This window comes from Deltaproteobacteria bacterium (genome assembly GCA_028818775.1).
GTDB lineage: Bacteria > Desulfobacterota > Binatia > UBA9968 > JAJDTQ01 > JAJDTQ01.
In genome coordinates, this window is the sequence record JAPPNE010000052.1 from 71,463 (window position 1) to 93,972 (window position 22,510).

The 22,510-nt window shown below is 66.4% G+C and carries 23 protein-coding genes and 1 tRNA gene; 13 read left to right on the forward strand and 11 right to left on the reverse strand.

What is annotated here, in order from left to right:
* The first annotated feature begins 28 nt into the window (after positions 1–28).
* The gene (gene gspD, locus OXU42_06200) at positions 29–2,146 is read left to right on the forward strand and encodes a type II secretion system secretin GspD (protein ID MDE0028972.1); all 2,118 of its coding nucleotides are present in this window, start codon (positions 29–31) and stop codon (positions 2,144–2,146) included.
* Between the two features lie 39 nt (positions 2,147–2,185).
* Here gspD and OXU42_06205 read toward each other — a convergent pair whose 3' ends face one another.
* From OXU42_06205 to groES, 11 genes are all read right to left on the reverse strand, one after another.
* Entirely contained in the window at positions 2,186–3,460 is a 1,275-nt protein-coding gene (locus OXU42_06205) for a replication-associated recombination protein A (GenBank protein ID MDE0028973.1), read from the reverse strand.
* 185 nt (positions 3,461–3,645) lie between these two features.
* Complete coding sequence (gene rplS / locus OXU42_06210) at positions 3,646–4,002, reverse strand: 50S ribosomal protein L19 (protein ID MDE0028974.1); 357 nt, start codon at positions 4,000–4,002, stop codon at positions 3,646–3,648.
* Positions 3,989–5,275, reverse strand: coding sequence for a tRNA (guanosine(37)-N1)-methyltransferase TrmD (gene trmD, locus OXU42_06215; protein ID MDE0028975.1), 1,287 nt, complete (start codon positions 5,273–5,275; stop codon positions 3,989–3,991). The genes rplS and trmD overlap by 14 nt, the downstream gene beginning before the upstream one ends.
* A 39-nt stretch (positions 5,276–5,314) precedes the next feature.
* On the reverse strand, positions 5,315–5,827 hold the full coding sequence (gene rimM, locus OXU42_06220) for a ribosome maturation factor RimM (GenBank protein MDE0028976.1): 513 nt from the start codon (positions 5,825–5,827) through the stop codon (positions 5,315–5,317).
* Positions 5,828–5,841: 14 nt separating this feature from the next.
* Positions 5,842–6,078 carry a KH domain-containing protein gene (locus tag OXU42_06225; GenBank protein ID MDE0028977.1) on the reverse strand — a complete coding sequence of 79 codons (237 nt, stop codon included), beginning with the start codon at positions 6,076–6,078 and terminating at the stop codon, positions 5,842–5,844.
* Positions 6,079–6,141: 63 nt separating this feature from the next.
* Positions 6,142–6,750, reverse strand: coding sequence for a 30S ribosomal protein S16 (gene rpsP / locus OXU42_06230; GenBank protein ID MDE0028978.1), 609 nt, complete (start codon positions 6,748–6,750; stop codon positions 6,142–6,144).
* Between the two features lie 49 nt (positions 6,751–6,799).
* Positions 6,800–8,143 carry a signal recognition particle protein gene (gene ffh, locus OXU42_06235; GenBank protein ID MDE0028979.1) on the reverse strand — a complete coding sequence of 448 codons (1,344 nt, stop codon included), beginning with the start codon at positions 8,141–8,143 and terminating at the stop codon, positions 6,800–6,802.
* Between the two features lie 121 nt (positions 8,144–8,264).
* Entirely contained in the window at positions 8,265–8,651 is a 387-nt protein-coding gene (locus tag OXU42_06240; protein MDE0028980.1) for a DUF5615 family PIN-like protein, read from the reverse strand.
* An 18-nt stretch (positions 8,652–8,669) separates the two neighbouring features.
* Positions 8,670–9,260 (reverse strand): DUF433 domain-containing protein, encoded by a 591-nt coding sequence (locus tag OXU42_06245; protein MDE0028981.1) that lies wholly within the window; start codon positions 9,258–9,260, stop codon positions 8,670–8,672.
* A gap of 161 nt (positions 9,261–9,421) precedes the next feature.
* Positions 9,422–11,080 (reverse strand): chaperonin GroEL, encoded by a 1,659-nt coding sequence (gene groL, locus OXU42_06250; protein MDE0028982.1) that lies wholly within the window; start codon positions 11,078–11,080, stop codon positions 9,422–9,424.
* Between the two features lie 43 nt (positions 11,081–11,123).
* Entirely contained in the window at positions 11,124–11,414 is a 291-nt protein-coding gene (groES, locus tag OXU42_06255) for a co-chaperone GroES (GenBank protein MDE0028983.1), read from the reverse strand.
* Between the two features lie 235 nt (positions 11,415–11,649).
* Here groES and OXU42_06260 point away from each other — a divergent pair, with 235 nt between their 5' ends.
* From OXU42_06260 to OXU42_06315, 12 genes are all read left to right on the forward strand, one after another.
* Positions 11,650–12,576, forward strand: coding sequence for an LD-carboxypeptidase (locus tag OXU42_06260; protein ID MDE0028984.1), 927 nt, complete (start codon positions 11,650–11,652; stop codon positions 12,574–12,576).
* Entirely contained in the window at positions 12,576–13,871 is a 1,296-nt protein-coding gene (locus OXU42_06265) for a serine hydrolase (GenBank protein ID MDE0028985.1), read from the forward strand. Before OXU42_06260 ends, OXU42_06265 begins: the two co-directional genes overlap by 1 nt.
* The gene (mpl, locus tag OXU42_06270; protein ID MDE0028986.1) at positions 13,868–15,301 is read left to right on the forward strand and encodes a UDP-N-acetylmuramate:L-alanyl-gamma-D-glutamyl-meso-diaminopimelate ligase; all 1,434 of its coding nucleotides are present in this window, start codon (positions 13,868–13,870) and stop codon (positions 15,299–15,301) included. Before OXU42_06265 ends, mpl begins: the two co-directional genes overlap by 4 nt.
* A 122-nt stretch (positions 15,302–15,423) precedes the next feature.
* A complete protein-coding gene (locus OXU42_06275) occupies positions 15,424–15,738 on the forward strand; it encodes an iron-sulfur cluster assembly accessory protein (protein ID MDE0028987.1) in 315 nt (104 codons plus the stop codon).
* 52 nt (positions 15,739–15,790) lie between these two features.
* Positions 15,791–16,825, forward strand: coding sequence for a zinc-binding dehydrogenase (locus OXU42_06280; GenBank protein ID MDE0028988.1), 1,035 nt, complete (start codon positions 15,791–15,793; stop codon positions 16,823–16,825).
* Positions 16,826–16,831: 6 nt separating this feature from the next.
* Positions 16,832–17,392 carry a 16S rRNA (guanine(966)-N(2))-methyltransferase RsmD gene (rsmD, locus tag OXU42_06285; protein MDE0028989.1) on the forward strand — a complete coding sequence of 187 codons (561 nt, stop codon included), beginning with the start codon at positions 16,832–16,834 and terminating at the stop codon, positions 17,390–17,392.
* 9 nt (positions 17,393–17,401) lie between these two features.
* Complete coding sequence (coaD, locus tag OXU42_06290; GenBank protein MDE0028990.1) at positions 17,402–17,896, forward strand: pantetheine-phosphate adenylyltransferase; 495 nt, start codon at positions 17,402–17,404, stop codon at positions 17,894–17,896.
* A gap of 68 nt (positions 17,897–17,964) precedes the next feature.
* Positions 17,965–18,041: transfer RNA gene (locus OXU42_06295), tRNA-Met, on the forward strand.
* Between the two features lie 49 nt (positions 18,042–18,090).
* A complete protein-coding gene (locus OXU42_06300; protein MDE0028991.1) occupies positions 18,091–18,843 on the forward strand; it encodes a dienelactone hydrolase family protein in 753 nt (250 codons plus the stop codon).
* A gap of 28 nt (positions 18,844–18,871) precedes the next feature.
* Positions 18,872–19,936, forward strand: a complete 1,065-nt coding sequence (locus OXU42_06305; GenBank protein ID MDE0028992.1) for an aryl-sulfate sulfotransferase — start codon at positions 18,872–18,874, stop codon at positions 19,934–19,936.
* A 34-nt stretch (positions 19,937–19,970) separates the two neighbouring features.
* Positions 19,971–21,176 carry a M24 family metallopeptidase gene (locus OXU42_06310; GenBank protein ID MDE0028993.1) on the forward strand — a complete coding sequence of 402 codons (1,206 nt, stop codon included), beginning with the start codon at positions 19,971–19,973 and terminating at the stop codon, positions 21,174–21,176.
* A 214-nt stretch (positions 21,177–21,390) separates the two neighbouring features.
* The gene (locus OXU42_06315; GenBank protein MDE0028994.1) at positions 21,391–22,506 is read left to right on the forward strand and encodes an ABC transporter ATP-binding protein; all 1,116 of its coding nucleotides are present in this window, start codon (positions 21,391–21,393) and stop codon (positions 22,504–22,506) included.
* The last annotated feature ends 4 nt before the right edge of the window (positions 22,507–22,510 follow it).

Below are 22,510 nucleotides of genomic sequence, written 5' to 3' on the forward strand. Positions count from 1 at the left end.
GGCCCGTATTTTGCGTCTCCAACGGGCCATGACCTTCAAGACACTGTGGATTGTCGCATGGCTCCTGACAGGGGTTTTTCTGCACGACCGGCCGGCGCGGAGCCAGCCGGCGGAGCCGGTGGCGGAAGCGTCCGGCGCGGTGGCGCGGGACGCCGGCGGCGAGCGCGCCGATGACGCCGGCACGGTGACCCTGAACTTCGACGGCGCCGATCTCGTCGAGGTCATTCACGTCTTCGCGCGCCACCTGCGCTTCAATTTCACCATCGACCCGGACGTTCGGGGCGCCGTCACCATCTTCAGCGGCCGGTCTGTTGCGCGTGCCGACCTGCTGCCGATCTTCCACGAACTGCTGCGCATCCACGACGCCGTCGCCATCAAGCGCGGCGACCTTTACCGGATTACCACCGTAGCCAGGGGGCTCGGGGCCGCTTCACCCGCCGGCGGCCGGGATGCGGGATTCGCCATGCGCATCGCGCCCGTCCGGTTCTTTGCGGCGGCGGCCATGAAGGGGCTTCTCGCGCCGTTCCTCGGCGAGGGCGGGACGATACTCGAGCACGCGCGCGGCAACTATCTGGTTATTGTCGACCTGCCGTCAAACATTCGCCGTTTGGTCGAGATCATGGAGTTGATCGACGTCGAGGTGTTCGCGGGCACGCGCATGGACCTGTACGAGCCCAGGGCGGCCGCGGCACAGGATCTCGCGCGCGAGTTGTCCGCGGCCATGCGCCTTTTCGCCGCCGCCGAGATGCAGGGCGATGCGTTCGCCGCCCGGTTCCTGCCCTTGCCCAGGCTCAACCGGCTCCTGGTGGTCGCCTACAGCGAGGCGGCGTGGCGCTACGTTCGGCGCTGGCTCGAACGCCTCGACGTCGCGAGCCGGACCGCGGGGCGGAAGGTGTTCATCCGGCCCGTGGAGAACGGCGACGCGGTGGCGCTCGCACGCGTGCTCAACCGGTTGTACGGTGCCGGGAAGCGCTCCGCCGGGAAGACGAAGTTCCTGTCGGCGCGGCGCCGGCTCGACGACCTGCCTGGCTTGTCCGGCGGCGGGGAACCGGACGACGCCCCGGGAACCACGGGCTTCGAACGAGGCCCCGGCTCCGGGGAATCTCTTGTCCCGGAAGGCGCCTCACCCGCCGGCGGAGGCCCGGCCGGAGCGTTCCGCCTCCGGTCCGGTTCGGCAGGGGCGGGTACGGAGTCCTCAATGGGTACCCCTCCGGAGGCGGACGGAGACGTCGACGGCGTGCGCGTGGTGGCGGAGCCCGCCACCAACTCGCTCGTGATCCTGGCCACGCGCCGGCAATATCTTCAACTTGCCGAGGTGCTGGCGGAGCTGGACGCCGTTCCCCGCCAAGTGCTCATGGAGGTGCTGGTGGCCGAGGTGACGCTCACCGACGAGTTCGCGCTGGGGGTGGAGCATGCCCTGTCGAAAGGGGGCTTTCCCCCGCCCTCCGAGGCGGAGGGGAATACCGCCGGCGCGCCCTCGGGCGCCGGTTTTCAGGCCCTCGAATCCGGGTTCACGTCCATTGTCGACGCGGGCCGCGAATTCCGGGTGTTCGTCAACGCGCTCATGCAGGACACGCGGGTGAAGGTGCTGTCGTCCCCGCATCTGCTGGCGCTGGACAACCGGCCGGCGCGGATCCGCGTGGGCAGCGAGCAGCCCGTGGCCACCGGGACCGTGGTGTCGCAAGAGGCGCAGGCCGTCACCACCACCATCCAGTTCAGGAACGTCGGGCGGATACTGACCATCGTCCCGCGGGTCAGCGATGCCGGCATGGTGAACCTCCAGGTGCGGGTCGAAGTCAGCGACGTCGGCGAACGGGTCGCGGTAGGGAACCAGACATTCAATGCCTTCAACATACGGGACGCGGAGACCACCGCCGTGCTTCAGGACGGACAGACCCTGGTCATCGGCGGCATCATCACCGACAACCGGCGCAAGACGCGGGTCGGCATTCCCCTGCTGATGGATGTCCCCGTGCTGGGGCAACTCTTCCGTACCGACCTGGAACGCTCGGACCGAACCGAGCTGGTCATCCTGATAACCCCCCGTGTCATTCGCAATCAGGAGGAAGGCGAGGCAGTGACGGAACGATTTCTGGACAAGGTGCGGGCCGTCCGCCGTGAACTGGAGAGCCGCCAAGCACCCTGAAGCGTCGTTCCCGCTTTCGCGGGAATGACGAAGAAGGGCTTAGCCGCGGGTGGTGCTCCGTTTCCTCAATGCGGTCCAGGCTTCGAGGCGCTCCCGGATGACCCGTTCATACCCCTGGTCGCCGGGCTCGTAGTAGCGGCGGCCCTGGAGCTCGGACGGCAGGTGCTCCTGTTCCGTGACGTGGCCGGGTTCGTCGTGCGGATAACGGTAGTCCGCGCCGTAGCCCAGGGCCTTCATGAGCCCGGTGGGGGCGTTGCGCAGGTGGAGCGGGGTGGGCAGCGTGCCGTGCTCGCGCACGTCGCGGGTGGCCTCCAGCAGCGCGCGGTACGCGGCGTTGGACTTGGGCGCGGTGGCCAGGTAGGTGGCCGCCTGGCTCATGGGGATGCGCCCCTCCGGCAGGCCGACGAAGTGAACGGCGTCCTTGGCGGCCACGGCCACCTGGAGGGCGCGCGGATCGGCGTTGCCCACGTCCTCGGCGGCGAAGATGACCATGCGCCGGCAAATGAAGAGCGGCTCCTCGCCGGCCTCGATCATGCGCACCATCCAGTAGACGGCGGCGTCCGGGTCGCTGCCCCGCAGGCTCTTGATGAAGGCCGAGATCAGGTTGTAGTGTTCCTCGCCGGCCTTGTCGTACTGGAGCGGCGAGACCTGCAGGGCCTGCTCCGCGTGGCTCAACTCGATACGCTTCGCGTCGCCGCCGGCTCGGGCCAGCGTGACCGCCCCCTCCAACCCGTTGAGGGCCACCCGTGCGTCACCCTGCGCCCGCTGCACCAGCAAGGCGCGCGCCGCGGGATCCATCTCCATGTCTCCGTCCCATAGCCCGCGGCCGCGCTCGGCCAGGGCGCGGGTGATGATCTGGTCGAGGGTGTCCTCGGTCAGGGGATGGAGCACGCATACGCGGCAACGGGACAGCAGCGGCGAGATGAGCTCGAAGGACGGGTTCTCGGTGGTGGCGCCGATGAGGGTCAGGAGCCCCGCCTCGACGTGCGGCAGAAAGGTGTCCTGCTGCGACTTGTTGAAGTGGTGGATCTCGTCCACCAGGAGCACCACCGGAACGGCGCCGCGCTGCAGGCGCCGGGCGTCGGGGAGGATCTTCTTGAGGTCGCGGGTGCCGGAGCTGACGGCGGAGAAATGGATGCAGTGCGCCCCGCAGGCATCCGCCAGGAGGCGGGCCAGGGTGGTCTTGCCGCAGCCCGGCGGCCCCCACAGGATAATGGACTGGAGGCGGCCGCTGTCCGCCATGCCGCGCAGCAGCTTGCCGGGGCCCAACAGGTGTTCCTGCCCCAGCACCTCGTCCAGCCGGGCCGGACGCATGCGCTCGGCCAGCGGCGTGTTGCCGTCACCGGCTGAGCGGGGACTCACGGTGTCGAAAAGATCCACTCTTACGGTCCGTGCCGCGCGGGCGGCGGGAGGGGTGCGTTGGTGGAAGCGGGCGCGAAGTCGGCGGCCTGATCCCGGCGGCGAGTTCGTACGTCAACGGGCGGTGTGCCCGTGGACGGTCAGCGCGACGCCCGCGGGCGGCGGTCTTCCTCCAGGCGGGCTCGTTTGCCCGAGAGGTTCCTCAGGTAGTACAGCTTGGCGCGGCGCACCCGGCCCTGGGTGACCACCTCGACCTTCTCGATGCGCGGCGAGTGGAGCGGGAAGATGCGTTCGACGCCGACCCCGTAGGAGGTCTTGCGCACGACAAAGGTTTCGCGGTTGCCGCTCCCGGAGATGGCGATGACGACGCCCTCGAAGACCTGGATGCGCTCTTTTTCGCCCTCGATGATGCGCACGTGCACGCGCACGCGTTGCCCGGGCTTGAGCGCCGGCATCTCCCGCGTGTGCTCCTGTTCGATCTGGTCAATGACGTTCATTGAACACTCCCTTCAACCGTCCCAGTATACGATCCAGCATGATGGCGGAGGCGGCTCGTACGGAAAGATGATTGTAGTCGTCCCGGCCCGCGACGGGCTCGAGGATCAGGTCCGAACGGGCAAAGACGGCATCCGCCAGCCCCCAGCCCGTTCCCAGCAGGATCATGCAAGGGACATCGTCCATTATTAGCATTTCCCGCATTTTTCCAAAAGTTGTGCGTTCCCTGCCGGCGACGGGCCGCGCCGAGGTCGCCACCAGCCGGGGGGCGGTGCCGCATTCCGCCCGCACTTGCGCCACCGCGTCGTCCAGGGTGTCGCACACTCGCGCCAGGGAGAGCGCTTCCCTGCGCGTGCTGTTGTAGGCGCCGCCGTAGCCGCGCTCCCAGTGGTCGATGATCCTGGCGGCCAGCAACTGGAGCGTCTTCACCGGGTTCACGACGTAGAAGGCCTTCACACCGTAGGTGCGGCAGGTGCGGGCGATGTCGTGGATGTCCAGGTTGGTGATGGACGAGGTCACCGTGTCGCCGCGGCGGTCGGACACGGGGTGGTGCAGCAGCGCCACGTAGACGTCCGCCAGGGGTATCCCGGCCGCCGCCGGGGCCTTCGCCAGCAGGTCCGGCCGCGTCCGCGCGGTGGTTTCCACGCTCATGCGACGGCGCCAGCGCCGGATCATCTCGTGGTCCCCCGAGAGCAGCACCTCCGGCACCTTCATGCCCCGGTACTCCGCGGGGCGGGTGTACTGCGGATACTCCAGAAGCCCCTCGACAAAGGAGTCGTCGCGCGCGGACTCCTCGTTCCCCAGCACGCCCGGAACCAGCCGCGTGACCGCGTCGATGACGGCCAGGGCGGGGATCTCGCCGCCGCTCAAGGTGTAGTCGCCGATGGACACCATGTCGTCGGTGTAGGCCCTCACTCTCTCGTCAAACCCCTCGTAGCGGCCGCAAACCAGGATCACCTCCCGGTCTTCCAGGAGTCGCGCGGCGGCGGCCTGGTCGAAGACGCGTCCGCGCGGGGAAAGCAGCACCACCCGGGGCTTCTTCAGCCGGCTGCGGCAGTCCTCGATGGCCTCGATGACTGGCTCTGGCTTGAGCACCATGCCTTGGCCGCCGCCGTAGGGGTAGTCGTCGGTGACCCGGTGGCGGTCTCGTGCGTATTGGCGCAGGTCCACCAGGTCGATGGACACGAGGTTCTTTTCCCGAGCCCGCTTCAGGATGCTGTGCGCCAGAGGCGACTCGAAGATGCCCGGGAAGAGCGTGATGACGGAGAAATGCATGGGAATGTTTCCTCGCCCGCCCGCTTCATGCGTGGACGGTCAGAGGTCCAGGAGCCCGTCGGGCGGGTCGATGGTGATGGTTCTTTCGACGACGTCGATTTGCCTGATCACCTCCCGCACCGCGGGAACGAGATGTTCCCGCTCGGCGCCGGCCACCACCAGCAGGTCGCCGCCCTGCTTCGCCCATATCCGGGATACCGTGCCGACGCGTTCGCCGCCGGCGTCCCGCACCTCGAAACCCACCACTTCCGCGTAGTAATACTCGGACGAGCCGAGCGGAGCGAGCCGTTCGCCGGGCACCGACAGCCGGTACCCCACCAGTTCTCGGGCCGCGTCCATGTCGTCGATGCCCCGGAGCTTCACGAGCGCGAACCCCCGGTGGGGCTTGGCCTGCTCCACGTCAACGGTGAGCCGGCCCTCCCCGCGCGTCAACTCCGCCCGTGCGCTCGAATAGAGCGTACGGCCCTCGGGGTTGAACAGCCGCAGGCGCACCCAGCCGGCCACGCCGTGCGTGGCCACGATGTCGCCCAGGGCGATCTGCTGAATGGACAAAGGGAAGGGGACGGCTACTGCTCGTCGACGATCTCGAGAACGACCTTCCGGTGCGTCCGCGCGGCCGCGGCGTTCAGTATCGTTCGGAGGGACTTGGCGGTGCGGCCCTGTTTGCCTATGACTCGCCCCAAGTCTTCCTTCGCGACCTTGAGCTCCAGCACGGAGGCATCGTCTTCCTGCGTCTCCGTGACTTCCACGGCCTCGGGGCGGTTCACGATGGACTCCGCCAGATACTGTACCAGTTCCTTCAAGAAGCCTGTCTCCTGGAGCGTGGACGTTGGCGGGGCCGTGGGCAAGCGTTGTCCGGGACGGGCCTATTCCTTCGGCGCCTCCGCGGTTTCCGCTTCGGGCGGGGTTTCCGCTTCGGCCGGAGTCTCCGTTTCGGTGGGGTTCTCCGCCGGAGCGACGTCTTCCGCCTGGGTCGCGCTGTCCGCGGGGGCCACGGTCTCGGCTACGGTCGGGCTGTCCGCCGGGGTCACCTCTGCCGCTTCAGCCGTGCTCTCCGCCGGGGCTACGCTCTCCGTCGCGGCCGGACTCTCCGTTTCGGTCGAGCTATCCGCCGCCACGTCCTCCGCCGTCACGGCCACGTCTTCCGTCACCGCCGGGATTTCGGCGACCGCCGCGCTTTCCGCCGCCTCCGCGCGCCCGGCTGCGGCCTCGGCAGTCTCCGCGACCGCGCCTGTTTCCTTGGCCGCCCGCTTTATGAGGTTTCGCACCGTCTGGGTCGGCTGCGCTCCCTTCCTGATCCAGTCACCGACCTTGGCCTGGTCCAGTTTCAGGGTGGCCGCCGGAGTCCGCGGGTCGTAGGTGCCCACCTGCTCGATGAATCTTCCGTCGCGCGGGTCGCGCGCGTCCGCCACCACGATGCGGTAGTAAGGCCGCTTCTTCGCGCCGTGCCGGCTGAGTCTGATCTTTACGCTCATACGGTTTTCTTCCTCACGGTCCTTTCTGCAAACCAACCTTTTTAGTTCATTAGAACGGCGTTGACAACCGGTTCAAGAGCCCGCGGCGCTTGCCGCCGGACTTCTTCATCCGCTGCATCATCTTCCTCATCTCCATGTACTGCTTCATCAGCCGGTTGACGTCCGTCACGGTGGTGCCGCTTCCGTCGGCGATGCGCCGCCGGCGGCTGCCGTTCAGCAGCGCGGGGTTGCGCCGCTCCTTGAGCGTCATGGAATTGATGATGGCCTCCACCCGCTTGAGTTCCTTCTCCGCCTGGCCCATGTCCACCTGCTGGGTCAGCTTGCGGCCCCCTGGCACCATGTCCAGCAGGCCGCCGATGGAGCCCATCTTCTTGATGGCCTGCATCTGGGTCTGGAAGTCCTCCAGGGTGAACTCGCCCTTGCGCATGCGCTGTTCGAGCTTGGGCGCGGCCTTCCTGTCGACGGCCTGCTCCGCCTTCTCGATCAGCGAAAGGACGTCGCCCATGCCGAGGATGCGCGACGCCATGCGGTCCGGGAAAAAGGGCTCCAGCGCGTCCGCCTTCTCCCCCACACCGACATAGAGCACCGGCTTGCCCACCACCGAGCGCACCGAGAGCGCGGCGCCGCCGCGGGCGTCGCCGTCCATCTTGGTCAGGATCGTTCCGGTGAGGTCGAGGGCGTCGTTGAAGCCCTGAGCCTGGTTGACCGCGTCCTGCCCGATCATGGCGTCGACGGTCAGGATGATGTTGCGCGGCTCCAACGCGGCGCGCATGGCCACGAGCTCCTGCATCATCTCCTCGTCGATCTGCAGCCGCCCGGCGGTGTCCACGATCAACACGTCGCACAGCCGCTGGTTCGCCTTGTCGACGGCGGCCCGACAGATTTCCAGGGGCGCGTCGCTGTCGCCCGAGTCGTACACCGGCAGCCCGTTGTCGTCGCACAGCGTGCGCAGTTGCTCCCGCGCTCCCGGCCGGTACACGTCCGCCGACACCAGGTAGGGCGTGCGCTTCTGCTGCTTTTTCAGGTGCAGCGCCAGCTTCACCGCGGTGGTGGTCTTGCCCGACCCCTGGAGCCCCACCAGCATCAGCACCACCGGCTGCCGCCCCTTGAGGTCCACGCCCGCGGCCTCGCCGCCGAGAATCTTGATCAGTTCCTCGCGGACGATCTTGATGAGCTGCTGGTCCGGCGTCAGGCTCTGGAGCACGTCCTGCCCCATGGCCTGGGACCGCACCGAGTCCGTGAAGCTCTTCACCACCTGGAAGTTGACGTCCGCCTCCAGCAGCGCCGTACGCACCTCGCGCAACGACTCCGCCACGTTGGCCTCGGTGATCCGCCCGTGCCCCCGCAGCCGCTTGAAAGTCTGCTCCAGCTTGTCGGTGAGGTTCTCGAACATGGTTACCTTGATCGCTTCAATATGCCAGTTTCGTGGTGCAGGTCAAATCTTCCAGCACCTGAGGTGGTGCACGAGATTACGGGGCCGGGAATAGCCGCGCACCAGATTCACCGGTCGTGAATCATGGGTGCCTCCTTGACAAGGGGTAATGGCGAAAGGCTCCCGCGTTATCGAATTCAAGGACATGGTTGACCATGGCGTCCATGGGGTTCCCCATGTCTTCGAGATACTCGATTGCCGCATGAAGAAGGGCGACGGAGCGTTGTCGGCCGACACAAGGCAAGACAATGAGTCCTGGGTGGATGTCTTCGGTTTGGATTAGTGTGCGAAAATCGCGTGCATTAGCCGTAACGATTACCAGTTCTTGAGCGATGCATCGTTCCAACACACGGTGGTCGGGCACTCCACGGCCACCGAAGTCCAAGGGGTGCTGAGCGACGTGTTTGCCGCTCTGATTCAAGATGCGGGCAAGCCGTGGCGACAGGCATTCGTCAATGAACAGGCGCATGGAACGTGACGGCTTTCGTCACGGCACGTTGCGCCATGGACGTCCGCTCGGTCGGCCTCGCAGGGGATGTGCCCGAGCAAAGATGGCCGCCGCTTCAAAAGCTTCGCGAGGGATATCGGGGTTGTCCGCCATGAGATCGTCGATGCTGTCACCGTCCTGCAAACGTCCCAGCACCGAGTAGACGGTCATCCGCGTCCCCCGTATCACGGGGGTGCCGCCGAGGATGTCCGGATCGGACACGATGTGAGCGTCACGCGATTCCTTGTAGCGCAACGCCGTCTGGAAAGGTCCGCCCGCCAGTTCGTCCAAGTGCACGAAGGTCCCGGGCGAAAACTCGATTGCCGTGAGAGCCAGGGGCTCGAGGCGGGCGAGCTTGGCCCAAAGCGCCTTTTTGTGACGTATCGGGAGATCCACGAGGTTTGCTTGCTTTAACGCTGCAAAGTACGCTACCGCGGACAATGGCAGATAGCGTGTCGCACCTCCGCGCAAGCGTGCGGGACCGTTGAAGGTTTGGATAATGTCCGCCTCCACAGCCTTTTCCACGGTTGTTCTCGTGACGCCGGCCAGTTCAGCCGCTTCGCGAATGGTGATATCAGGTGCTGCCGACATAATTCGATCCCCTTTAGGGATTAATTATAAGCCAACGGTATACGCGTTTCAAGGTGGTTCCGGTGCACAAGGGTCTCCACGCTTTGTCAGCACGTGCACAGAAAAGGGCCTGGAGCCTCTCTACGGAGACTCCAGGCCCTTGAATTGCCGCAACGGCAGGGTTACATCATGCCGCCCATTCCACCCATGCCGCCCATTCCACCCATGCCGCCGCCCGGAGGCATCGGGGGCATGGCGGGCTTGTCCTCGGGCTTCTCGGCCACCATGGCTTCGGTGGTGAGCAGCAGGCTGGCGATGGACGAGGCGTTCTGCAGCGCCGTCCGCACCACCTTGGTGGGATCGATGATGCCCGCCGCCAACAGGTCCTCGTAGGTCTCCGTGGCCGCGTTGAGGCCGACGTTGCCCTTGCTGTTCCTGACCTGCTGCAGGGCGATGGAGCCGTCGATGCCGGCGTTGGTGGCGATCCGGCGCAGTGGCTCTTCGAGGCAGCGCTTGACGATGTTCACGCCCACCTGCTCTTCGTCCTCCACCTTGAGCTTCTCGAGCGCGGGAACGGAGCGCAGCAGCGCCACGCCGCCGCCCGGCACGATGCCTTCCTCCACCGCCGCCCGCGTCGCGTGCAGGGCGTCCTCCACCCGGGCCTTCTTCTCCTTCATCTCGATCTCGGTGGCCGCGCCGACGTTGATGACGGCGACGCCCCCCACCAGCTTGGCCAGGCGCTCCTGGAGCTTCTCACGGTCGTAGTCCGACGTGGTCTCCTCGATCTGCGCGCGGATCTGCTTGATGCGGCCCTCGATGTCGGCCTTGGAGCCGGCGCCGTCGACGATGGTGGAGTTTTCCTTGTCCACCACCACGCGCTTGGCCTGGCCGAGATCCTGCAGCGAGACGTTCTCCAGCTTGATACCCAGCTCCTCGGCGATGAGCTTGCCGCCGGTCAGGACGGCGATGTCCTCGAGCATGGCCTTCCTGCGGTCGCCGAAGCCCGGCGCCTTCACCGCCACGCAGTGCAGGGTGCCGCGGATCTTGTTGACCACCAGGGTGGCCAGCGCCTCGCCCTCGACGTCTTCCGCCAGGATCACGAAAGGCTTGCCGGTCTTGGCGATCTGCTCCAGCACCGGCAGCAGGTCCTTCATGTTGGAGAGCTTCTTCTCGTGGATGAGCAGGTAACAGTCGTCCAGGATGCACTCCATGCGCTCCGGATCGGTGACGAAGTAGGGGGACAGGTAGCCGCGGTCGAACTGCATGCCCTCGACCACCTCCAGGGAGGTCTCCAGCCCCTTGGCCTCCTCCACCGTGATGACGCCTTCCTTGCCCACCTTGTTCATGGCCTCGGCGATGACTTCGCCGATGGTCTCGTCGTTGTTGGCCGCGATGGTGCCGACCTGGGCGATCTCCTTGGGGTCCTTGGTGTCCTTGGACATCTTCTTGAGAGATTCGGTGACTGCCTCCACGGCCCGCTCGATGCCCCGCTTCAACGACATGGGATCGTGTCCGGCCACCACCATCTTCAGCCCCTCGGCGAAGATCTGGCGCGCCAGCACGGTGGCCGTGGTGGTGCCGTCGCCGGCCACGTCGGACGTCTTGCTGGCGACTTCCTTGACCATCTGGGCGCCCATGTTCTCGAACTTGTCCTCCAGCTCCACTTCCTTCGCCACGGTGACGCCGTCCTTGGTCACGTTGGGAGCGCCGAAGGACTTGTCGATGACGACGTTGCGGCCCTTGGGTCCGAGAGTCACGGTCACCGCGTCTGCCAGAATATTGACACCGCGGACGATGGACTCCCTTGCATCCTGATCGAACTTGACGATTTTCGCTGCCATTGAATCCTCCTTGACAAAGTGTGCGTGGTTAAGTGCGTGCGGGTTACTTCTGGACGATGCCGAGGATGTCGTCCTCGCGCATGATGATGTGCTCTTCGCCGTCCAGGGTGATCTCGGTGCCGGCGTACTTGCCGAACAGCACCCGGTCGTTCACCTTCACGTCCAGCGGAGTCACCTTGCCGCCGTCGTCGGCCTTGCCCTTGCCCACCGCGACGACCTGGCCCTCCTGGGGCTTTTCCTTCGCCGTGTCGGGGATGATGATGCCGCCCGCGGTCTTTTCCTCTTCCTCGATCCGCTTGACGATGACCCGGTCCTGTAAGGGCCTGATGCTCATGTTCGCTCCTCCTTTTTCAAGTATCGCCTGCGAGATTTTCGATACACCCGATACACTGATAGACGCGCACCACGAGGTGCGGCGGTAAATCTAAGCACGGTCCCGGCACTGTCAAGGGGTGTGGATAACTTTTGTCGGAAAACGGACGTCGCCGCGGTTCCGGCGGCGCCTTTCCGCTGTTTGCCGTACCCACGGAAACTTGACAGAATGGCGTGCAACATCCTGTAAAGACGCCATGAAACTCCTCAAACCGCCGCCCCTCAGGCCCGGTGACACCATCGGGGTCATCGCCCCGGCCGGAGCCGTGTACGGGGACCTCCTTGCCAAGGGCGTCCGCGCGTTGGAGGCGCGCGGATTCCGCGTGCTCCTCGCCGAGGGAATCCTCGCGCGCAAGGGCTACCTGGCCGGGAGCGAGCGGCAGCGCGCGGAAACGCTGGAACGCTTCTTCCTGCGGGACGACATCGCGGCCATCTTCTGCGCCCGCGGAGGGTTCGGTTCGATCCAGCTTCTTCCGGCTCTCGACGCCGGGCTCATTCGCACCCATCCGAAGATATTCGTCGGATTCAGCGACGTTACGGCCCTGCTCAACTGGATGTCGCAGAGCTGCGGGATCGTCGCCTTCCACGGGCCCATGGTTGCCGTCGAGTTCGCCGGGGAGCTCGAAGGCGGAGTCACCAGCGGGTTCTGGGACGCGCTCACCGGGAAGCGGCGGATCTGGCAGATCAAGGGCACCGGCGTGCTCCGCGGCGGCAACGGTCCGGCGCGGGGACCGTTGGCCGGCGGGTGCCTCTCGGTGCTGGTGACCACCCTGGGGACGCCTTACGAGATCGATACCGCGGGAAAGATCGTTTTCCTGGAGGACGTGGGCGAGCGCCCCTACCGTATCGAACGCATGCTGACTCACCTGCGCATGGCCGGGAAGCTCGACGGTGTCGCGGGCGTGGTGACCGGCGCTTTCAACGACTGCGAGACCGGCGCCGACCGGGACGTCACCGAAGTTCTCACCGAAGTCTTCGCCGGAGCCCCCTACCCGGTGGTGACGGGTCTGCCCTGCGGCCACGCCACCCCGAACACCCTGCTTCCCATCGGGCTCGACGCCGAGCTGGACGGCCGCAACGGCGTGCTGATGCTGGTGGAGCCGGCGACCCAGGCGGCGTGTTGATGCCGGCGGCGCGCCACGTCCAGCCCGAGGACGGCGCGCGGGTCTGGCGCGCACTGGACCAGACCGGCCGGCGCGGCGTGTCGGAGGGTGTTGCGCCCGGCATGGTCATCCTGGTAGGCAACAGCCGGGAAGTCCTCTTTCACCGCGCCTACGGCAGCCGGGCGCTGGTCCCCACTCGCCTCCCGATGCTGCCCGACACCGTGTTCGACGTAGCCTCCCTCACGAAACCCATCGCCGCCACCACCGCCATGATGCTGCTGGCGCGGGACGGAAGGGTGGGTCTCGACGACCCGGTGAGCGCCGTCGTTCCCGAATTCAGCGAAGGCCCCAAGTCCGCGGTAACGTTCCGCCAACTCCTGAACCACACCTCGGGCCTGCCGGCGTGGAAACCGTACTACGAGACCTCCATCCCACTCTCCGTCATTCCTGCGAAACAGGCCGTGTCAAAACTCGTGAGGCAGGGACCCTACGGATCGTCATTCCCGCGAAAGCGGGAATCCATGGGCGGTGGTGGGGCATTGCAGTGGCGTTTCCCCGCCTCGCCACCCCTGGATTCCCGCTTTCGCGGGAATGACGGAGAGGGTCGCGGCCGCATTTTTGCGCGAGTCCATGCGGAGCCGCTGGCGGCCGCCCCGGGGGAGCAGGTCTGTTACAGCGACCTTGGGTTCATCCTCCTGGGAGAGGCCGTCGAGAGGCTCACCGGGAGACGGCTGGACCGGTTCTGCCACGAAGAAATCTTTACGGCCCTTGGGCTCTCGTCGACGTTCTTCGTGGACCTGAGCCCGTCTTCATGCGGGCCGCGGGCTGCTCTCGTCCATACCCTGGCCGCCACCGAAGACTGCCCCTGGCGCGGGAAGATCCTCTGCGGCGAGGTCCACGACGACAACGCCTTTGCCATGGGCGGGGTGGCCGGCCACGCCGGACTGTTCTCGTCGGCGCCGGATATCCACCGTTTCCTGCGCTTTCTCGGACACTGCCGTGACGACGCCGAGCCGGACTTCCTGCCTAGCGCCATCGTGCGCAAGTTCCTTGAGGCGGAGCGACCCATCACCGGTCAGACCCACGTGCTTGGCTGGGATACGCCTTCACCCGAGGGTTCATCCAGCGGCCGCCACTTTTCTCCCAAGACCGTCGGCCACCTCGGTTTCACCGGCACCTCCATCTGGTGGGACCTGGAGCGGGACGTGCACGTCGTCCTCCTCACCAACCGCGTGCACCCGTCGCGCGACAACGACGTCATCCGGGAGTTCCGTCCGCGCGTGCACGACGCGGCCATGGACGCGCTGTTTTCATGATTCCCCGCCTGAGCCCCGGAGCGCACGTTCATTTCGTCGCCGTCTGCGGCGTCGGTACCGGTTCCCTGGCCGGCCTGCTGCACGAGCGGGGCTACCGCGTCACCGGCTCGGACGAGAACGTCTACCCGCCCATGAGCACGTTCCTGGCAGGCATCGGCATCGACATCCTGCCCGGTTTCAGCGAGGCCCATGTCGCCCGGCGTCCCGACCTGGTGGTCATCGGCAACGCGGTGTCCCGGGGCAATCCCGAGGCGGAGGCGGTCCTGCGCCAGGGCATCCCCTACGTGTCCCTGCCCCAGGCCCTGGGCCGGTTCCTCGTCGACGGCAAGCGTTCGGTGGTGGTGGCCGGCACCCACGGCAAGACCACCACCACTTCGTTGATGTCCTGGGTGCTGGTGGCCGCCGGGTTGGACCCGAGCTTCTTCATCGGCGGAATCCCGGTGAACTTCGCCAGCGGCTTCCGCTCCGGCGACGGGTCCTGGGTGGTGATGGAGGGCGACGAGTACGACAGCGCCTTCTTCGACAAGGGGCCCAAGTTCCTTCACTACCAGCCGGAACGGGTGATCCTCACGAGCCTCGAGTTCGACCACGCGGACATCTACCGGGACCTCGATCACGTGAAGGAAGCCTTCCGCCGCCTGGTGGCGATCATCCCCGCGGGCGGCAGCCTGCTCGTGTGCGACGACGCCGTCCATGCCCGGGAACTCGTGCGCGACGCGGCCTGCCCGGTTCTCTCCTATGGGCTGAGCGGAGCCGCGGACTGGCAGGCGCGCGACGTCCGGACGGAACGGGGCCGCACGGTGTTCACGCCGTGCTACAAGGGCGATGCCGAAGGTCCGGTGGAGCTGCCCCTCATCGGGCGCCACAACGCCAAGAACGCGCTGGCGGTCTACGCCACGGCGCGCGAGATCGGCTTGAGCGCGTCCGGCATCCGCTCCGCCTTGGCGTCCTTCCAGGGGGTGCGGCGGCGGCAGGAGATCGCCGGCGAGGCGGCCGGGGTCCTGGTCATCGACGACTTCGCGCACCATCCCACCGCGGTGGCCGACACCATCGCCGCGGTGCGGGAGGCATGGCCGGGACGCCGGCTCTGGGCGGTGTTCGAACCCCGCAGCCAGACCAGCCGGCGCCGCGTTTTCCTGGAAGAGTTCGCGGAGGCGCTGGCCCGGGCCGACCGCGTCCTCCTGCCCGACCTCTACCATCCGGAGAAGATCCCGGAAGACCAGCGGCTCTCGCCCGCGGAACTCGTGGACGGCATCAACCGCCGCCACGGGGACGAAGCGGCCTCCTACCTGCCGGGCGTCGACGACATCGCGGCCGCGATGGTCCGCGATGCAACCGCGGGCGACGTCGTGCTGGTAATGTCCAACGGCGGCTTCGGGGGTCTTCCCGCGAAGGTCGTTGCGGGCTTGCGTGGGCGGGAATCCGGCTGACGGGGGCGTGACTGCCGAGCCTTCGCGGAGACCGCCCGGGCGATAGGCGCGCGCGAATCTTGACTTGGCCGGAGGCGTTGTTTAGATTCGGACTTGTGGACAGTCAAGGACAGGCTCTTCGTTTGACCGACGCCGCAGTCGCGCACGTCAAGAAGATTCGCGAGCGGGAACATCTGGACGGCCGGGGACTGCGGGTGTCCGTCACCCCCGGAGGCTGCTCCGGCTATTCCTACAAGCTGGACTTCGACGACGGCCCCAAGCCCGACGACATGGTGCTCGAACTGGACGGCCTGCAGGTCTTCGTGGAGAAGCCCATCCTGCAGCAACTCGAAGGAACGGTCATCGACTACGTGAGCGAGCTTCAGGGCGCCAGCTTCCGCTTCACCAACCCCAACGCCACCGGCACCTGCGGGTGCGGCACTTCCTTTTCGGCGTGAAGGCCCGGCGCACCTCTTCGGGCCCGGGCATTCGTCTTCCGAGGTCATCACCTTGAAAGCGGTACAGATCTACGAGCACGGCGGCGCCGACAAGCTGTGCTACGAGGACGCGCCGGATCCGGTCTTGCGCTCGCCGCGGGACGTGATCGTGCGCCTGCGGGCCGCGTCCCTGAACCACATCGACCTGTGGAACCGCAAGGGGTTGACCGGGATGAAGGTGGAGTTCCCGCACATCCTCGGCGCCGACGGCGCGGGCGTGGTGGAGGAGGTGGGGAGCGAGGTCACCCACGCCAGGAAGGGCGACGCGGTGTGTCTCTATCCCCCGGTGGGGTGCGGCGCCTGCGACTTCTGTCACACGGACCGGGACTTCATGTGCGTGCGCTTGCGCGTTCTCGGCGAGGGCATGAAGGGATCGTACGCCGAATACGTGACGATTCCCGGCGACAACTGCTTCCCCATCCCCGAGGGCTACGGGTTCGAGGACGCCGCGGCGTTTCCGTTGGTGTTCGTGACGGTGTGGCGCATGCTCGTGACCAACGCGCGCCTCGCGCCTGGAGAAAAGGTGCTGATCCTGGGCATCGGCGGCGGCGTGGCCATTGCCGCGCTGCAGATCGCCAAGGCCATGAACGCCTGGGTGGCGGTGACCTCGAGCAGCGACGAGAAGCTCGCGCGCGCCCAGAGCCTGGGGGCGGACTACGGCTTGAACTACACCCAGCGCGACTTCACCCGCGAGATCCGCGACGTCACCGGCAAACGGGGCGTGGACGTGGTGGTGGACTGCGTGGGCGGCGATAGCTGGGCCAAGAGTCTCGCCTCCCTCGTCAAGGGAGGACGGCTCGTGACCTGCGGCGCCACCACCGGCGCCACCCCGCCCACGGACATCCGCCGGATCTTCTGGAACCACCTGAGCATCTTCGGGTCGACCCTGGGGAGCCGCGAAGAGTTCGAGCAGGTGCTGCGCTTCGTCGAAGCCGCGAAGGTCGAGCCGGTCATCGACCGGAGCTTCCCCCTGGCCGAAGCGGCCGCGGCACAGACCCGGCTGGAGACCGGAAAGCAGTTCGGCAAGATCATCCTGTTGCCGGGGTAGTGGCCTGTGCGCATCATCGGCGGCAGCGCGCGCGGCAGAAGAATAGCGGCGCCCAAGGGAAGCGCCATCCGCCCCACCGCCGACCGGGTGCGGGAGGCGCTGTTCAACATCCTGCCGCGGGATCTCGCCGGGAAGCGGGTGCTGGATCTCTTCGCCGGCAGCGGCAGCCTGTCCCTGGAGGCCCTCAGCCGGGGCGCCGAGTCCGCGCTGCTGGTGGACGAATCGGAGGCGGCGGCGAAGCTGATCCGCCGCAACGTGGATGCGCTGGGTTTCGCGGACCGGGCGCGGATCTGGAAGCACCCGGTGGGGCGGGCGTTGAGCCGGCTGGCGGACGAGGGTGCGGCGTACGACGCGATCTTTCTCGACCCTCCCTATGACGGCGGTTGGGTGGGAAAGACTCTGGCCGCGGTCGCAAGGGCCGGGACCCTCCAGGCGGAGGGCGTCGCCGTGGCCGAGCACAGTCCGCGGGAGCGGGTGGAAGAGCAATACGGTCCACTGGCGTGCCGGGACCGCCGGCAATACGGCGATACGGTGCTGTCCTTCTTCGGGATCGACAACCAAGGTTAGGTTCTTCACATGGCTGAAACCAGCATAGCGGTCTACCCCGGGTCCTTCGACCCCATCACCAACGGACACATCGACCTGGTGCGCCGGACACTCCGGATCTTCGACCAGGTGATCATCGCCATCGCGTACAACCAGGACAAGGGGCGCACCCTGTTCACGGTGGAGGAACGCATGGCCACCGTGCGCAAGGTCTTCGAGTCCGAGGAGCGCGTGCGCGTGGACAGCTTCCAGGGCCTGCTCGTGGACTACGCCGAGGCGGTCTCCGCCAAGGTGGTCATCCGGGGGCTGCGCGCCGTCTCCGACTTCGAGTACGAGTTCCAGATGGCCACCATGAACCGCCGGCTGAAGCCGAACATCGAGACCTTCTTCATGATGACCAGCGAGTCGTCCTTCTACATCAGCTCCCGGCTGGTCAAGGAGGTCGCCGGGCTGGGCGGGGACGTGGCCGCGTTCGTCCCCGAGGTGGTGCTCGATCAACTCCTGGAGAAGTTCCCCCGGCCGTAACCGGCCCTGATCCAGGCTCCCGCCCCGGCTCCGGTTGACACCGCCATACCAACGGGCTACAACCATCCTGCGGGGTGGAGCAGCCCGGTAGCTCGCAAGGCTCATAACCTTGAGGTCGGTGGTTCAAATCCACCCCCCGCATCCACGCCGCTCACGGGCTACACCACACACTCTCACGTCACTCACGTCATGCCATGAAAGTACACGAACGCGTCCTTACGCCTGAAAGAGACGGCATCTACGGTTATCTGGCCGCGCCGGAGCGGGACACGCCGGGGCCGGCGCTGCTCATGACGCACCAGAACACCGGCGTCACCGACTACATCAAGATCGAGGCGCTGAAGTTCGCCCACCTGGGCTACACCGTGGTGATCCCGGACCTGTACTCGATGCTGGGCTATCCCGACGTGACCCACATCCACACGGGCCGGCAGATCCAGGCGCGCACCAAGGACGGGGAATTCGTGCGGGTCATCCGGCAGGGCTGGGACTATCTCACCTCGCGGAGCGACGTGGACGCTGGCCGCGTGGCCGTGTCCGGGTACTGCATGGGCGGGCGCATCGCCATCCACTTCGTCGCCGAGACCCCCGAGGTGCGGGCCTTCGTCGGCTACTACCCCACGATCCGCGACGAACCCGCCACGGAGATCAGGCCGGTGCATCCCTGCGACAACGCGCGCAAGTTCAAGTGTCCGTCCATCATCCTCTACGGCGTCGACGACCGCATCTCCACCGTGCCCATCCAGCAGCGGGTGTGGGAGAGCTTCCTCGCCAACGGGCAGCCGCTGGAGTGGCATTTCTTCCCCTTCGGCGGCCACGGCTTCGTGGACCCCGGCACTGAAGGGTACCATCCCCATGCCGCCAAGCTTTCCTTTCCCCTGGTGGTGGACTTCATGGCCCGGGAGCTCGACCACGATGCCGACGGCCTGACGTTCTCGGAAAACTGAACCTCCAACTCCTGTTTCCGGAGCGGGTATGCGGCACCTTGTCACCGGACTCACGATCTTCGACGAGGCCCGCGCAACGCCGGGCTACACGATCTTCAGCCCCCTCGGACGGAAGGCCACACACCTGATCGACTTGCACGGCCGGGTCGTCCATGAATGGCGCCTGCCGGGCTTTGCCGGACTGTACGCCCACCTGTTGCCCAACGGGAACCTGCTGGCCGCGGTTCAGACCACCGACGGCCCGAGCGGCTTGCGCGGCAAGGCCGGACACATTCTGGAACTCGACTGGGACGGAAACATCGTCTGGGAGCACGTGGACCCGTTCCACCACCACGACCAGCGGCGCCGCGCCAACGGCAACACCGTCTACGCGTCGTGGAAGCTGATGTCCGACGAGCAGGCGCGGCGTGTGAAGGGTGGACGCGAGGGGTCCGAGCACGCCGACGGCATCTACGGCGACGTGCTGCGCGAGATCGACCGCGACGGCAATCCGGTATGGGAATGGGAGGCCGCCTCATCCGAGGAGATGTACCGCCATCCCATCAATCCCATCTGCGCGCGCGTCGAGTTCTGCCATGCCAACTCCGTGTGGCCGCTGGACAACGGCGACCTGCTGGTGAACTTCCGGTACAACCACCTGATGGCGGTCATCGACCGGGAGACAAAGGCGTTCAAGTGGGAACACTGTGACTGGTCCTACGGCCAGCAGCACAACGTGCACATGCTGGACAACGGCAACCTGCTGTTCTTCGCCAACGGCGCGGACGTGCTCTACGGCGGGCCGGGCGCGGGGTCGCGCGTCATCGAGCTGGATCCCGCCACCAGGGAGATCGTCTGGCAGTATCAGGGCTCGCCGCCGGGGACTTTCTTCAGTTGGTTCATCAGCGGCGCGCAGCGGCTCGCTTCGGGCAACACGTTGATCTGCGAGGGTGTCTGGGGGCGGTTCTTCGAGGTCACACCGGCCGGCGAAATCGTGTGGGAGTACGTCTCGCCGTATTTCTCCGAAGAGCATCCGAGCTACAAGGGAGGCAACTACGTCTTCCGCGCCTACCGCTACGCCGCGGATTCGCCGGAGATCGCCGGACGAATCTAGCCGGAGTCCGGCGCGGCGTTGGGGGGTGACGAGCATGGAGCAACTCAAGACGATCCCCAACGGGGAGAAGGTCCAGCCGACTTTCTCGGCCAGCGAGATGAATCGCCGGCTGGCGGCCCTGCGCACCCACATGGCCGAGAGGCAGATCGACGTCTGCCTCTTCACCTCGCACCACAACATCCACTACTTCAGCGACTTCCTCTACTGCTCCTTCGGGCGCCCCTACGGCCTGGTGGTCACGCACGAGGGCCAGACCACGATCTCGGCCAACATCGACGCCGGTCAACCCTGGCGGCGCACGTTCGGCGACAACCTCGTCTATACGGACTGGCACCGGGACAACTACTTCGTAGCGGTGAAACGGCTGATTCAGGACGGCTGCCGGGTCGGCATCGAGTTCGACCACGTCACCGCGGAAAACCTGCGCAAGCTCCAGGGCGCGTTGCCCACGGCGGAGCTGGTGGACGTGAGCAAGCCGGCCATGCGCATGCGCATGGTCAAGTCGGACGAGGAGATCGCCTGGATCCGCGGGAGCGCGCGCATCGCGGATATCGGCGGCGGCGCCTGCGTCGAAGCCGTCGGGGTCGGCGTGCCGGAGTACGAGGTGGCCCTGCACGCGACCCAGGCCATGGTGCGCGAGATCGGCAGGAGTCAGCCTCACGTGGAGCTGATGGATACGTGGACCTGGTTCCAGTCGGGCATCAACACCGACGGCGCCCACAACCCGGTCACCTCGCGGAAGATCGAGCGCGGCGACATCCTGAGCCTGAACTGCTTTCCCATGCCCGCCGGCTACTACACGGCGCTCGAGCGTACGCTGTTCGCCGAGGAGTGCTCGGACGCGCACCTGCGATTGTGGAAGATCAACGTCGAGGTGCACGAAGCCGGGATCGGTCTCATCAAGCCCGGGGTGCGTTGCTGCGACATCGCCGCCGAGCTCAACACGATCTACGAGCGCTACGGTCTGCTCGAAAACCGCACCTTCGGCTACGGTCACAGCTTCGGCGTGTTGAGCCACTACTACGGCCGCGAGGCCGGTCTCGAGCTTCGCGAGGACGTCACGACCGTGCTGGAGCCCAACATGGTGGTGTCCATGGAGCCGATGATCATGATACCCGAGGGCCGGCCCGGCGCCGGCGGCTACCGGGAACATGACATCCTGGTGGTGACGGAGGACGGCTCCGAGGACATCACCGGGTTTCCCTACGGGCCGGAGCACAACATCATACGCCGGCGTTGAAGCGGGCCCCGGCGTCGTGCTCGCCGCGGCGACCACGGGGACCGGACACCCTTCGGTCGCTGGTCGTCCTGTCCGGTACGGGGTTGTCGTTCAGCCAAGCCTGGTATATGGTTTTTCCTTCATTGCAACGGACCGAGTTGGCGAAGTGTGACTCCCCGGTCACGCCGCGCCGGGTCCGTTCGGCCCGTGCGTTCCTCCGGGGCGCCGTATTCGTATGGTTGAGACCAAGCCCAGGATAGTCAGGTTCGAACGCGTTCAGAAGAGTTACGACGGCGAGACCTTGGTCATCAAGGATCTCAATCTGGACATAGAAGCGGGCGAGTTCCTGACCATGTTGGGCCCTTCCGGGTCGGGCAAGACCACCTGCCTGATGATGCTGGCCGGGTTCGAGCCGGCGACTTACGGCGAAATCTATCTCAACGATCAGCCCATCAACCATGTCGCGCCGCACCGGCGCAGCATCGGCATGGTGTTCCAGAACTACGCGTTGTTCCCGCACATGACGGTGGCCGAGAACCTGGCGTTCCCCTTGCAGGTGCGCAAGGTTCCCAAGCCGGACATCCGCGTCAAGGTGGAGCGGATACTCGACATGGTCCGTTTGTCCGGCTTCGAGAGCCGCCGGCCCGCGCAGCTCTCCGGCGGCCAGCAGCAGCGCGTGGCGGTGGCGCGGGCGCTCGTTTTCGAGCCGGCGCTGGTCTTGATGGATGAGCCTCTCGGTGCACTGGACAAGAACCTGCGCGAGGAAATGCAGTACGAGATCAAGCGCATCCACGAGAATCTCGGCGTCACCGTGATCTACGTGACCCACGATCAATCCGAGGCGCTGACCATGTCCAGCCGTATCGCGGTCTTCAACGACGGCGTCATCCAGCAGTTGGCCACGCCCAGCGTTCTCTACGAAGAGCCGGAGAATGCTTTCGTGGCGCAATTCATCGGCGAGAACAACCGCCTGCGGGGCAAGGTGGCATCCGTTGACGGGGACTATTGCGAGGTGGTGCTTCGGGATGGGGCGACGGTTCGTGCCCTGAAGGTCAACGTGAGCGGCAAAGGGGCGTCAACCTGCCTGTCCCTGCGCCCTGAGCGGGTCGCCATCGAACCCAATGGACAGGCCGAGGAGAACGTCGTCAACGGTCGCGTGGAGGAGTTGATCTATCTGGGGGACCACATCCGCGCCCGGCTGACCGTGGCCGGAGAGGAAGAGTTCATCGTCAAGGTGCCCAACGCTCCTCACCATGCCTCCCTTTCGAAAGGCACGTGGATTCAACTCTCCTGGGCCCCCGAGGATTGCAGGGCGCTCGATGCGTCCGGGAAGGAGGCCGCTCCCGCGTGACCGG